The sequence below is a fragment of the Eubacterium sp. An11 genome (assembly GCF_002161065.1).
GTDB lineage: Bacteria > Bacillota > Clostridia > Lachnospirales > Lachnospiraceae > Anaerobutyricum > Anaerobutyricum faecale.
In genome coordinates, this window is record NZ_NFLV01000014.1 from 1 (window position 1) to 14,330 (window position 14,330).

Genomic DNA, 14,330 nt, shown 5'->3' on the forward strand with positions numbered 1-14,330 from the left:
GCAGATGTCCAAAAATGTTCTGCGCAAGCTTGCTTGCAGGCAGACCTTTTTGGCAGATGCCATATGGCGCTCAGCCTCATCGAGATGAAGGATGCTTTGCATCCGCAATCGAGATGCGCCGAACAGGTATAATGTCTGTATCCAGTCTCAAGGACCACTGGTCCTCTTACTGCTCTTTACTGTTGTTTAGGTTCGAACTTCGTTCTCTTCCATGGATCCTTCTCGCCGACATCACTCGCTTCCGGACCCGAAATCTCAATTGAATTGAACGTTCGAGGTTGTTTTGTTATTCAGTTATCAACTTACTTTGCCGAACTCCGTTCAGCCTTTTGCTTTTGAACCGCAAAAGCTTTTGTATTATATCATAGCTTCTTTTGTTTGTCAAGAACTTTTTTCTTTTTTGTTCAATCAAGACTTTCAAGCAAAAAATTCTTTCTTTCAACCGAAACTGTTAAAGCTTTGCGTCAACAGCTTTTGTATTATATCACACTTTCGAAGATTGTCAAGAACTTTTTTAAATTATTTTTTAAGAAATTCTTTCATTTTTCTTTCGAAATTGTTTTCTTCGTGTGCAACGGATAGTATAATACCACAGCTTCCATATACCGTCAAGCATTTTTTCTATTTTTTTGACATTAATTTTTGCAGATATCACTTCCGGCTTTTTTATCCTGTTTCTTTCTATTATTCTTTTTTCCCGGATCCTTTTTTTCGAAATTCCTCTTCCATAATCTCCAGCTGATCCCCGATTATATCAAAATGTTTCTGCATGGCAGAACTGCCAGCCACAAAGTCTTTGTCTACAAGGGCATCATAGATATTCCAGTGGGAACGCTGCAGAGCCTCAGCCCTCTGTCTCTCTTCCATGATCTTCACACGAAAATCTACAATAAACCGATTCATAAAATTCCGGAGCATGGAAGAATAAAGAATAATAAGCCGGTTATGAGAGGCCGCGATCAGACGGTTGTGAAATTCGATATCTAACTTAGCGCTTTCTTCAGGATCAACGATTTTATCCATTTTCAGCAGAACCTGATGCATCCCTTCTATCTCTTCAGGGCTGGCATTCTTCATAGCCAGTTTCAGCGCGACTGTCTCATACCCCATTCTGATATAATATACTTCTGTATAATTGATATTCTGCAGAGACATAACCATATTTATAAAAGTAGCCATATATTCCTGCGGTTCACACCGGACATAGTTGCCGCTGCCCTGCCTGCATTCCAAAAGACCGTTGATTTCCAGCATGTGCATAACTTCACGGATAGAATTTCTGCTTACATCCAGCTGCTCCGCAATTTCTCTTTCCGGAAGAATCTTATCGTTCACTTTTAGTTCGCCAGATAAAATCTGTTCCGAGAAATAATCAAAAACATACTGATATGTCTTCTTGTGTTCCTTTCTATAGCTTTTATAACTTTTATATTCTTCTAAGTTATCCATGTTTTCCTCCTGCTTTTCCCTCTTCACGATACTTTTTCACAAGTCCTTCCATTTTAAAAGATTCCCCCGGATTTTTCAAGCAAAAAAAGGAAAAGACACTGTTTACAGCGCGCAGTTTACAGTCTGGCGTTCTGACAAAAAAAGGACAGGCCTGCTGCTCATCTGCAGACCCGTCCTTAAAATGTGAAAATGAATCCCACATTAAGCAAACATATTTATTTCTCCGGTTTTTTTACCATGACGGAGACGCCGTCCGGTATGACAGCGATATGAGCGTTCCGCCCTTTTTCCTGAAGCGCCATTTCCAGCGCTTCATTTACATCCGCCGCCACCTGGAATCCCATTTCCTGCGCCATCGTCCTGTACTGCTCGCACATCACATAGATTACTTTGTGCCGCATGAGGATCCGGCACTGAATCTGGTATTCCCATTGATCCGGTTTTGTCTTATCCTGCGGCACCTTAAGAATTTCTTCCATTAAGTCTGCCGGTCCGGAACAGTTTTTCAGAGCCTCATAAAATCCTTCTCCCCCGTGTCCGTCGCCACAGTTTGATACCATGATGATAATTCCATCATCTTTTGCCGCCGCTTCCGCCGCCGTCATTCCTTTGACAGACTGGTACATATTCTGATCCAGCGGATAACCTCCGTTGGTGGCGATGGCAATATCCGCGGCCCGCTTCGGCCTCACCTGGCAGTATCTTTCCAGGAAACGGCAGCCTGCTTCGTGGGCTTCGATGGCATCCCCCGCCACGGCGTGTACCACTTTTTTATCAGCGTCAATAACGACATTAACTATATATCTCTGATTCGCCATCCGGCTTGCTGCGACCATATCTTTATGTATCGGATTATTTTCGAGAATCCCCGTCCGGCTGTACGGAGAATCAATAAAGGCGGAGCAGTGATTTCCCAGCACCGTCACTTTGCTGGACACTCCCGGCAGCACACTTTTTCGTCCACCGGAAAAGCCCGCAAAGAAATGTGTCTCTATGAATCCTTCACTGACCAGAAGGTCAGCCTCCGCAGCCACCTTATTAATAAGAAGAGGTGCACCTGACGGCAGAGTACCTATATTGACCATGGATCCCATGTCCTGGCTGTCATGAATGACAATGATTTCATTGGCCACAATCTCCTCTCCAAACTTGCCAATGAGCTCCTCTTTCGTCGTCGCTCTGTGGAATCCGGTGGCAATCAGAAGAGTAATCTGCGCGTCGGGATTCCCCTCCCGGATTTCTTTTAACATAAACGGGATAATGTGTTTGCTCGGCACCGGTCTCGTGTGATCAGAACAGATGATAACAATCTTTTGTTTTCCTCTGGAAAGCTCGGAGAGTTTCGGAGAACCGATGGGGTTCTCCATGGCTTCGAGCACGATCTCATCCTCTGTCTTATCACTTTTCGGCATGTCTTCTATAGAAGAAGTCAGCACTTCCACATCCATGCCGTCATCCAGCTGCAGCAGCATTCCCGTTGTGGAATACGGTAATTTTATCTGCATATAACTCTCCATTCCGCCGCCCAAAAAGCGGCATCACAATTTCCGAAACTATTTTTCCCGGAAAATGTTCGCTTTATTTTACGCCCATCCATCCGGAAATAACCATCATCTGTACTTCCGAGGTTCCCTCATAGATCTCTGTAATCTTGGCGTCACGCATCATTCTCTCAATCGGATAATCCTTGGTGTATCCATAACCACCGTAAAGCTGCAGACAGCGGGTGGTCACATCCATGGCGTTTCTGGCAGCCACCAGTTTTGCCATGGCAGCTTTATGAGAAAATGGTTCATGGTCGTCTTTTGCACAGGCAGCCTGATAAACCAGAAGTTTTGCCGCCTCAGTATTGGCACGCATTTGGGCCATCTCAAACTGTGTATTTTGGAACTGGGAAATCCGGCGTCCAAACTGCTTCCTTTCCGTGATATATTTTGTGGTCTCCTCCAGAGCACCCTCTGCAATACCCAACGCCTGTGCCGCAATACCCACACGTCCTCCGTCCAGTGTCATCATGGCGTATTTAAAGCCTTTTCCAAGCTCACCGAGAAGATTTTCCTTCGGAACAATACAATCCTCAAATATCAGTTCACAGGTGGAGGAAGCGCGGATTCCCATTTTATCCTCCTGTTTTCCTACAGAAAATCCAGAGAATCCTTTTTCCACGATAAAAGCGGAGATCCCTTTTGTTCCCTGTGACTTGTCTGTCATGGCGAGCACGATAAATACATCGGCCACCCCGGCATTTGTAATAAAGATCTTCGAACCGTTTAATACCCAGTGATCTCCGGCATCTACAGCCACTGTCTGCTGTCCGGAAGCATCTGTTCCCGCATTGGGTTCTGTCAGGGCAAATGCACCGATCCACTCACCGGTACACAGTTTCGGCAGATATTTCTGTTTCTGTTCTTCGGTTCCAAACTGATAAATCGGTGTACAGCATAAGGACGTATGCGCGGATAAAATAACACCGGTGGACGCACAGTATTTGCTGATTTCTTCCACAGTCTGGATATAGGCCAGCGTATCCATGCCGGAACCGCCGTACTCTTCCGGGAAAGGAATTCCCATAAGACCCATTTCCGCCATCATTTTTACATTTTTCATCGGAAATTCTTCCGTGCGGTCAATCTCCGCCGCCAGAGGCTTTACTTCATTCACCGCAAATTCATGTACCATTTCCAATATATCCTGATGTTCTTCATCTTGTCTGAAATTCATTCTTTCTCCTTTCCTGACGCACTCGCTGCGTCGATCCAGGCAGATTTGGAAGTTTCCTTCCAAACTTATTCCTCCTGGTTCAATTTTTTTGAATTATACCCATATCTTTTTTGCATCTGACTTGTAATTATTTTTTATCGTACCAGAAATTATCCGCCAGATTTATGTCCACCCACTTTAAAAGCGGGAAGTTACCTGTTCATCAAGCTTTCTGCTTTTTAAATGCTTCGGTCAAAGCCGGAACAACTTCATTCAAATTGCCCACGATACCATAATCTGCCACATCAAAAATCGGAGCATCCGGATCTTTATTGACTGCCACGATGGTATCGGCTCCGGAAATACCGGCTACATGCTGAATCGCTCCGGAAATGCCGATGGCAAAATAGAGCTTTGGCGCAACGTTCTTACCGGACTGTCCCACCTGATGTGCATGAGGCATCCAACCGGCATCCACAACGGCACGGCTGCATCCCACGGTTGCCCCGAGAACATCCGCCAGATCTTTTAAGATGGCAAAGTTCTCTGCGGAACCTACGCCACGGCCGCCGGAAACGATGATTTCCGCTTCTTCCAGATTGATGGATTCTGCCACTTCCTTCACTCTTTTTGCCAGAGAAGTACGGATTTCTTCCGGAGCAACCGCAATATCTTCTTTTACGATCTCACCAGTTCTATTCTCATCGTACGCGCCCTTCTTAAACACACCCGGACGAACGGTACCCATTTGCGGGCGATTGTCCGGACACATGATCGTTGCCATGAGGTTACCGCCGAAAGTCGGACGAGTCCATGCCACATTGCCGGTTTCCTCATCAATGTCAATACCTGTACAATCTGCAGTCAGGCCGGTTTTTAAACGACAGGAAACTCTCGGTCCCAGATCACGGCCATTGTTGGTGGCTCCGATCATCAGCGTTTCCGGTTTGTATTTTTCCACCAGGGCCGTAAGCGCTTTTGCAAAAGCGTCCGTGGTATACATTTCATATTCTTCCCTGTCCACGATGATCGCAGAATCCGCGCCATAGCAAATGGCGTCTTTTGCCACATTTTCTATATTATTACCGATGACAACGGCGACAAGTTCACAGCCTTTTGTCTCCGCCAGCGGTTTTGCTACATTTAACAGTTCGTAACCGACATTTTTCGGTTTGCCACATTCTGTCTCAATAAAAACCCATATATTCTTATAATCCGTGAGATTACTCATTTTTCAGTCCTCCTTACAAAATCTTTGCATCGTAAATCAGTTTCACAACCTGCTCTGCCGCATCTGCCGCTTCCAGATCCTGCAGCTTCACGCCGTTTTTCTCCTTTACAGGCGTATAGGTCTTTTTCACTTTCGTAGGAGAACCGTTTAATCCGCAGCGGGAAAGGTCGATGGCCGGGATATCGTCTTCTGTCAGCACCGGTATCTCCTTTTTCTTTGCCGCCATCTTACTTTTGATCGTCGGATATCTAGGCTCGTACGGCAGTTTCACAACCGTCACAACCGCCGGAAGCTTAGTGGAAATCATGTCGTAACCTTCGTCATATTCTCGTTTCACCTGAATCTCGCCATCTTCTTCCACAATATCGAGGGCGTAAGTGATCTGCGGAAGATCCAGATGCTCTGCAATCTCCGGTCCCACCTGGGCAGTATCTCCATCTACAGCCTGCTTACCGCAGAGGATCAGATCAAATTTCAGTCCTTCCTTCTCTTCCACCACTTTGATGGCTTCCGATAAAATGTAACTTGTTGCCAGTGTGTCGGAACCACCGAATTTTCTGCTGGAAATCAGATATCCGGCGTCAGCTCCCACAGCCAGACAGCTCTTGATAGCTTCTTTTGCCTGTTCCGGTCCCATAGAAATAACAACAACTTTTCCGCCCAGTTTCTCTTTCAGACGCACGCCCACTTCCTGTGCGTAGGTGTCAAAAGAATTGACCACGCTCGGAACTCCTTTACGAACCAAAGTATGTGTAACCGGATCTACCTTGATTTCATTGGTATCAGGTACTTGTTTGATACAAACACAAATATTCATTCTATTTCCTCCTATTTCTTACAGACGATAGCACACCTTGCCCGGATTAAGAATCATCTTCGGGTCAAAGACACGTTTGATACCTTCCATGAGCGCCATATTGGTCTCGCCTACAGATTCCACCAGATATTTCACCTTGCCGGAACCAATACCGTGCTCTCCGGATACCAGGCCGCCGCAATTGGTTGCTTCTTTATAAATAATGTCAAAGAATTTATCCACTCTCTTTTTGAACTCTTCTTCTTCCAGATCATTGGAGCACTGATAAATGTGCAGATTACCGTCGCCGGCATGTCCGAAAGATTTAATCTCCAGTCCGCATTCTTCTCCTGTTTTATTCACAAATGCAAGATATTCCGCAATCTTATTGACAGGAACCACAACATCACATTCATCCAGAAGTTTTGTCTCTTCCATGATAGCTTCCAGGAAAGAGGATCGTGCCGCCCATGCGTCTTTGATCTTTCCAGGAGTATCTGCAACAAGTACATCCATGGCTCCCGCTTCCAGAACCAGCTCCGCCGCTTCTTCAATCAGCGCATCCACCTCATCTTCACTCTTGCCGTCCAGCGTTACAAGAAGATATGCCCCAATCTGTGTTCCCTCCAGCTCCTGAGGAAATACAGATTTCCCAATGTAACGTTCAGAGGACAAAACAATTTCTCTTTCCATGAACTCAATCGCCTGCGGATCCATGTGCGCCATCTTAAACTTCGGCACGGTGGAAAGAGCCGTATCAAGGTCCTCAAATGGAATAATAAGGGAAGCCACCACCTTAGGCGCCGGGATAATTTTCAGCGTAAGTTCAGTGATGATACCAAGCGTTCCTTCAGAACCGATCATCAGATTCAGCAGAGAATATCCGGAAGATGTTTTGGATACCGTAGCACCGAGATGAGTGATCTCACCGGTAGGAAGAACTACGGTCATGGCACGGACATAATCTCTTGTAGCTCCATATTTGACCGCGCGCATACCGCCGGCGTTGGTTGCCACGTTACCGCCTACGCAGGCAAATTTTTCGCCCGGATCCGGCGGGTATAACATTCCTCTGGACTGACAGTCTTCCGCCAGATCATTTAACAGGACGCCCGCTTCGATCTCAACCACGAAATTTTCCATATCATAAGAAATGATTTTATTCATTTTGGAAATGTCAATGAGAACTCCTCCGTACAGAGGAACCGCGCCGCCGGCGAGACCTGTACCGGCTCCTCTCGGCGTTACAGGAATATTATTGTCATAGCAGATTTTCATGACAGCCGCTACTTCCTCTGTGGAACGTGGCTGCACTGCCATATCCGGCATATGTGTACCGTAAATCGGCATCTCATCCTTGGCGTAATCCGGATTAATGTCTTCACCAAGAAAAACATTCTGGCAAACGCCTTTAATCTGTTCGATAATTTCCGGTGTCAGTTGATTATACATCTTTCTACCTCCCTGTATTTTATTGCCGGAGACTATGGTCTCCGTAATGTTTTTATTCATTGACTGCTGCGCGGTCACAATCCCATCAGCGAACCCGCGTAGCAAATGATTCCTGCCAGCACAACATAGATAACAAAATATTTAAATACCGACCGCAAAATCTGACTTTCCGAACCCACCGCATTTATGGCTCCGGCTCCGATGGCAATTCCCTGCGGACAGATCATCTTTCCGATGCCGGCTCCCATAACGTTTGCCGCTGCCATCCAGGAAGGATTCAATCCCAGAGAAATCGCCGTCTGGCTCTGCAGCCCGCCAAACAATACGCAGGTGGACGTCCCCGAGCCGGTGACAAAGGCCCCAAGAGCTCCGATCAGAGGGGAAATCAGCGGATAGAACGGGCCTGTGGCAACCACCAGCATACTGGCAATATCCGAAATCATGCCGCTGTACCCCATAATTTTGGCCGTAGCCATGACACTGCAGATAGTAAGAATGGTTTTCCAGTATTTCTTTAAGGTTTCACCCAGCACCCGCAGCATAGTTCCCGCCGACGCCTTTTGTATGAAACCTCCGATTATCGCCGCAATAAAAATCATGATTCCCGGCGTATTAATCCAGCTGAAGGTCAGAGTACCTCCTCCTTCCCCCGCATAGACAATCACCGAAGTGGCAATGCCGGCGATCAGATTGTGAATCGGCGGACATAAAGTCGAGGTAAAGATCAGCAGGAAGAAAATGAGAATGAAAGGGCTCCACGCCTTGACTCCTTCCGATATACTAAGTCCGACGACTTTGTCATCTTCCGCTAACGGTATCGCGTATTCTTCCTCTGGGTTTTTGTTCAAAAATCTCGCCGCCACAATCATACAGATCAACGAAATGATGGAACCTATAATATTTGGCAGTTCGCATCCGATAACCTGAGCTGCAATAAACCACGGTACCGTGAAGGACAGCGCTGCGATAAACACCATCGGCAGTACTCCCTTTAATGCTTTGAATCCTTTTCCCATGATAAACACCATGAAAAACGGGGATAAAAATGTGAGTATGCATTGAATGAGAGCTACATTTCCTGATAATGGAAGAACATCAAGTCCCGTTATTGAAGCGAGAGTCACTGTTGGGACTCCCACAGAACCAAACGCCGTCGGCGTTGAGTTCACCACCAGACACGCCAGTACCGCGCGCATCGGATCAAGCCCAATTCCCACCAGCATGGAAGCCGGTATGGCAACCGCCGTTCCAAAACCAGCCATTCCTTCCATGAAATTGCCAAAGCCCCATCCGATAATAAGTAAAAGAACCCGCTCATCCACAGAAACCCCCGCCAGCATTTTTTTGATAGCTTCCATAGCTCCGGTTTCCAGCGTCAGATTATAGGTGAATAAAGCTGCTACAATGACAAGACAGATTGGCCACAGTGCGTTCAAAACACCTTCCAGTCCCGCTGTAAGTGTATTGACCACACTCAGTTTCCAATAAAATACTGCGAGCACCGCCGTAAGTAACAGAGCAGCCACACACGCTTTATGTCCTGCAATTTTTAGTACACTCAAAGCGATGACCAGCCATAAAATCGGCAAAATCGCAAGAACAAATCTCAAAAATAACAATTTAATTCCCTCCCTTAATGGGTCACCCAATATTTATGATTTAATTATATCATCTACGGATTTTTATGCAATACCCTTTATTTTTTTCGTCGTTTTTACAGATTTTTGGGCATATTTTTTAGTATTAATTCATATATTGGGTTGTCCAATATAATCTTTGAGTGTATTTTTTATCTTGTTCTTCCCGACAAACAGCAATTATTTACCCTGTATTGCGAAACATATAATTTTTAGTCGGATTTTTTTGTCATTTCATCCATTTGCTGATTTTGACTATATTTTTTTGTTATTTTTTTCACTCGGCTGTTCCATTTATGGGATATTTTTTCAGACAAAAATTGCGGGGATACAGACCGCTGTCCCCGCAATTTCACAAAAAACAGATATGCATTTAAAGAAACAGGCTCATTTTCAGATTGTCAGCAGCAACGTTCCTCCGACAATCATAATAAGCCCCTCTAATCCCTTTCGGCTCAGTTTTTCCCGAAAGACAACATAAGAAAATATGACAGTAACTACAATACTCAGTTTATCTACCGGCACCACGACACTGGCCGGACCGGTCTGAAGGGCTCGGTAGTAGCACAGCCAGGAACCCCCGGTGGCAAAACCGGATAAGATAAGAAAAATCCAGCTTTTCCGGTCTATTTTTCTGACCTCTGATAATTGGCCTGTGACGGCCACCACCAGCCATGCCATGATCAAAACCACAATAGTCCGGATTGCAGTGCCAAGATTTGACTCCACCCCTTCAATGCCGACCTTTCCCAGAATAGAAGTCAGACTGGCAAAAAAAGCGCTGCCAAAGGCGTAAAGAAGCCAGGTATAACTTCCTGACCGTTTCTGTCCCGGGGACGATTGGTTATCCCCATTCTTTTCTGTCTCCGGTTCCGTCTGTTTTTCCGGCTGAGCATGAGAGACTTTCTTTTCAATCATCAGAAGAGTCCCCACGCCTATGAGCACCATACAGACTATTTTCAGGACAGAAATTCCTTCACCCAGAAAAATAAACGCCAAAAGCATTGTCAAAACTACGCTGCATTTGTCCACCGGAGTCACCTTATTAATGTCTCCGATCTGCAGCGCATGAAAATAGCACAGCCAGGAGGCTCCCGTGGCAATTCCCGACAGTACCAGAAATATTAATGTTCTGGCAGAAATCTCCGGGATTTCTGACTGACTTCCCACAATAAAAACCATCAGCCAGGAAAACAGCAGTACTACCACTGTCCTGACCGCTGTCGCCACATTGGAATCGGTATTTTTAATTCCGCATTTGGCAAGAATCGCCGTAAGTCCTGCAAATCCCGCGGAGCCAAAAGCAAACAATAACCACATACTTCTTTCCTTCTTTCTGTATTCACCATGTGCTTACTGATTTATATTTTTTATGACAGACTTTGTTGTATGATCTGTATTTTCTCACGCCCGTGGACAGCTTCCAGCACCCGCTCCACCTGTCTGCGGCTGCCCGGAAGAACGTGCAATAACACCCGTATTCCGCTGCCCTCAAAAGCTTTTTTATGACATTTCTTCCATTGATTTCCCGGCAGGAAAATCTCTTTCAGGAGAATGTCCCCGGCAAAAGCCTTCGCCCCGATGTTCCGGAGATTTTTTCCACACCAAAGACTCCTCATCCGACGACAGCCGGCCAGTCCCCGTTCTTCCACATATCGCACAGAATCCGGCAGACATAACTTCTCCATATGGATACATTCCGCCAGAGCATGGGGACCGATTCCCTCGACAGTATAATAATAATCTCCCAGCTTCACTCTGTCCGGCAATGTAATCCGCACAGATTTTGTATCAATGTACTTTGTCAGGACCACCGTTCCATTTTTTACTGACGGATTGACAATCCGGTAAGTGCCTCTGCCGCTGCCGGCTTCTCTTCCCACAGGATTGGAAAATGTCCATCGCGCATAAATATCACAGCTTCCTTCCACTTTTTCCGGCGTTTTTGACCAGCCAAGGTCGTACCCCTTCCGGGAAATGTCCGGGAAAGCAACAGGATCACCATAATGACAGATCGTCTTTGCAATCGTTTTCTCCTCATCATAAAATGTAATGGTATATTCATTATATATGGAGGAAAACACCGCATATATGTCCATATTTTCCATCACCTGTGCTGACGGCTGACTCCACCCCTGAAAGAGATAATGATATACGGCATCCCTTTCTTTCTTCGGTTCATCCGGCGGTTCCGCCTTTTTTCCGTATTCCACCTGCTCTTCTTTCAGAAGTGAACCGTCCTCATGAAAAAAACGGACCTGAAATACCTTTCTTTTTTTCTTAAAAACCGCCCGGACATTGATATCTTCCTTTACACAATCCAGCGGCCGGCTCCATCGATCAAATATATATTCATATTCCTCATCCTCTTCTTTTTCAGGATGAATCTCCGCCTTCGCCGGACTGCCGTAGGGCACACTCTCCATTCCCAGCAGCCGGTCATTTTCATGGAAATACATGACCAGATATTTTTTGGGAACTTCCTCATAGACGGCTTTTACCACCAGATTACTCTCCACTCTGGAATAGTCGGTATCCCAACGGGCAAAGATCGTCTCCTGATGCTCCGTCTCTCCTTTTTTTGCCGGAACATCCGGAGGATGCGCTGTCTCACCTGCCGGAACAAAGGCTGTCTTAAGGACAGTATTGTCTTCATCCTGGAAGACGACGATATATTTCTTTTTTACCTTCTTTTTCTCTGCCATGATTCCTCTCTTTTTCTCTGCCATCTTTCCGCCGCTGCTCTTTCCTGACAGATTTTCTCTGTCTCAGCCTGCCGGCCAAAGTACTTTACTACGCCTCATCCTGCCCGACGGAGCGGCTTTTTTGCCCGCACGTTATAAATTCATGTATCTGACAAACATTTTCTGAAATTCTTTATTATATTTTCGTCCGATAGGCAGGCGCTCTCCATTCTGCAGATAGATATACATCCGGTTGATTTCTCTCACACATTGCATATTGACCAGGAAACTGTGATGGCAGCGGCAGAACTGCTCTGCCGGCAGCATGCGTTCCATCTCTGTCAGCGACATGGTAAATTCTTTATTCTCCCCATCACAGTGAACAATAATATGATGGTTGGAACTTTCCACATAGCATAGCTCCTCCAGAGAAAAACTGACCATCTTATTCTTTTTCCGGAGAACCAGTGTTTTTGGCTTGTGCCGAAGTTCCCAGTCTATACACAGCGCTTCTCCCAATTTCCGTGGACTGACAGGCTTCAGGAGAAAATGAACCGGCTGTACATCGTACCCTTCCTGCAGATACTCCTCATACCCGGAAATAAATATGATACTGATCCTGTCTCCTCTGTCACGAAGAGCGTGCGCCAGTTCCATTCCATTTATTCCGCTATCCATCATAATATCCAGTATCAGAATATCAAAAATATCTTTTTCACTTTCCAGCCGATCTTCCAGCTCCCGCGCAGAGGAAAACAGCGTCAATTGGTGCGGGATGTTCCTTTCCTGAAGAACAGCATCACACAGCTCGCGGAGTCCTTCTCTCTCAACGCCGTCATCTTCGCAGATCGCCAGACGATATACATTCACAACATTTCCTCCTTTCTCTTTCGCGCTCCTGCCCTACCGGTCGCTTTATTTACACACGTCCGCATACTGCCCGTCGGTAATCCGCACCAGATCGTCCGGCGCACAGGCAATCTGAGCGCCGATTTTGCCGGCGCTTACCATGATCACCGGCTGCTCTTTGGCCGTCTCATGATAGGTCGTCCGGTATGCTTTTTTCATGCCCACAGGGGAGCATCCTCCCCGGATATATCCGGTCACCTTGTTGATGTCCTTCACATGGATCATTTCCACGGACTTGGCTCCCACGGCTTTGGCTGCCTTCTTCAGGTCCAGTTCTTCCGCCACCGGAATGACAAACACGAAGTATTCCTTTTTATTGCTGACGGTCACCAGCGTTTTAAATACCTGCTCTGGATTCTGACCGGTCAGCTCCGCCACTGTCACTCCATCCACGGCCTCCTTGCCATGGGGATAAAACTTCGCCTCATAATCTATTTTCTCTTTTTCAAGAATACGCATAACATTGGTCTTTGTCTCTTTCATGATTGTCGCTCCTTGCTGTTGTATGTTTATTTTATCTTTCCCTGTTATTGTACCCGATTCCCATGAATAGTCAATGAAAAGAATCAGCACCCCGCATTTTGGCGGGATGCTGTCATACAGTATCTTTTTATACAGTTATCTTCTATATTAAACCATCTTTGGCGTCAATTTCTCAGATTTTTTACCGCTTTGCCGCCTGTGCCAGCCCTTCTTTGAAGGTCCGCACGTAGTCTTTTGCTTTTTCCAGGTCGTAGCCGGACTCTTCCATCAGTTCGATAAAGTGGGTTCCCACAATACAGCCGTCGATGGTATCCATGAAGTTTGCCACATCATCGGCGGTGCGGATGCCAAAGCCCATCATGACAGGAATCTTTGAGACAGCCTTTACATTTTCCAGGTAAGATCGGACATTTTTGTGGAAATCTGCCGCCTGGCCGGTGACACCCATGGAGGAGACGCAGTAAACGAATCCCCGGGCATTTTCGAGAATCATCGGGATACGGTCTGCGGAGACCGGAGCCACCAGCTGGATGAGAATCGGCGCATTGTCCACCCGGTCAAGGGCCTCCGTCAGTTCATCCTGCTCTTCCTTTGGAAGATCCGGGATAATGAGACCATCCACGCCCACGGCGGCGCATTTTTCCACAAAGGCATCCACGCCATAGTGAAGGACGGTATTATAGTACATCATGTATACGATGGGCACCTGACAGTCCCGGCGCACTTCTTCCACAGCGTCAAATACTTTTCGCACATTGGTTCCCTTACAGATGGAGCGGTAAGACGCATCCTGGATCACAGGGCCGTCAGCCGTAGGATCTGAAAACGGAATCCCCAGCTCAATGACGTCGATGCCCGCTTCCGCCTCGGCGCGGATCAAAGCTTTGGTGCCTTCCATGTCCGGCAGCCCGGCTGTCATATATGTGATAAATGCCTTCTGGCCATTTTCCTGTAACTCTCTCATTCGTTTTTCAATCCGGTTTTCCATC

Annotated in this window: 12 protein-coding genes; all 12 read right to left on the bottom strand. The window is 46.4% G+C overall.

All coding sequences use genetic code 11. The features are described 5' to 3' along the window. Positions 1-684: 684 nt before the first annotated feature. Positions 685-1,449 (bottom strand): FCD domain-containing protein, encoded by a 765-nt coding sequence (locus B5E53_RS11380; RefSeq protein WP_087315120.1) that lies wholly within the window; start codon positions 1,447-1,449, stop codon positions 685-687. Positions 1,450-1,664: 215 nt separating this feature from the next. Beyond that, complete coding sequence (larA, locus tag B5E53_RS11390; protein ID WP_087315124.1) at positions 1,665-2,954, bottom strand: nickel-dependent lactate racemase; 1,290 nt, start codon at positions 2,952-2,954, stop codon at positions 1,665-1,667. 73 nt (positions 2,955-3,027) lie between these two features. Next, positions 3,028-4,170 (bottom strand): acyl-CoA dehydrogenase, encoded by a 1,143-nt coding sequence (locus B5E53_RS11395; protein ID WP_087315249.1) that lies wholly within the window; start codon positions 4,168-4,170, stop codon positions 3,028-3,030. A 202-nt stretch (positions 4,171-4,372) separates the two neighbouring features. Then, a complete protein-coding gene (locus B5E53_RS11400) occupies positions 4,373-5,380 on the bottom strand; it encodes an electron transfer flavoprotein subunit alpha/FixB family protein (protein WP_087315126.1) in 1,008 nt (335 codons plus the stop codon). Positions 5,381-5,393: 13 nt separating this feature from the next. Further along, positions 5,394-6,197, bottom strand: coding sequence for an electron transfer flavoprotein subunit beta/FixA family protein (locus tag B5E53_RS11405; RefSeq protein ID WP_087281877.1), 804 nt, complete (start codon positions 6,195-6,197; stop codon positions 5,394-5,396). Positions 6,198-6,215: 18 nt separating this feature from the next. Continuing rightward, positions 6,216-7,628: an FAD-binding oxidoreductase gene (locus B5E53_RS11410; protein ID WP_087281875.1), complete on the bottom strand. Its 1,413-nt coding sequence runs from the start codon at positions 7,626-7,628 to the stop codon at positions 6,216-6,218. 74 nt (positions 7,629-7,702) lie between these two features. Next, positions 7,703-9,247, bottom strand: coding sequence for a lactate permease LctP family transporter (locus tag B5E53_RS11415; RefSeq protein ID WP_087315128.1), 1,545 nt, complete (start codon positions 9,245-9,247; stop codon positions 7,703-7,705). Positions 9,248-9,658: 411 nt separating this feature from the next. Then, complete coding sequence (locus B5E53_RS11420) at positions 9,659-10,585, bottom strand: EamA family transporter (protein ID WP_087315130.1); 927 nt, start codon at positions 10,583-10,585, stop codon at positions 9,659-9,661. 50 nt (positions 10,586-10,635) lie between these two features. Next, entirely contained in the window at positions 10,636-11,994 is a 1,359-nt protein-coding gene (locus B5E53_RS11425) for an InlB B-repeat-containing protein (protein WP_087315132.1), read from the bottom strand. Positions 11,995-12,102: 108 nt separating this feature from the next. Next, positions 12,103-12,819 (bottom strand): LytTR family DNA-binding domain-containing protein, encoded by a 717-nt coding sequence (locus B5E53_RS11430; protein WP_087315134.1) that lies wholly within the window; start codon positions 12,817-12,819, stop codon positions 12,103-12,105. 45 nt (positions 12,820-12,864) lie between these two features. Beyond that, the gene (ybaK, locus tag B5E53_RS11435) at positions 12,865-13,344 is read right to left on the bottom strand and encodes a Cys-tRNA(Pro) deacylase (protein ID WP_343215644.1); all 480 of its coding nucleotides are present in this window, start codon (positions 13,342-13,344) and stop codon (positions 12,865-12,867) included. Between the two features lie 178 nt (positions 13,345-13,522). Beyond that, positions 13,523-14,329, bottom strand: coding sequence for a tryptophan synthase subunit alpha (gene trpA / locus B5E53_RS11440; protein WP_087315138.1), 807 nt, complete (start codon positions 14,327-14,329; stop codon positions 13,523-13,525). Position 14,330 lies beyond the last annotated feature (1 nt).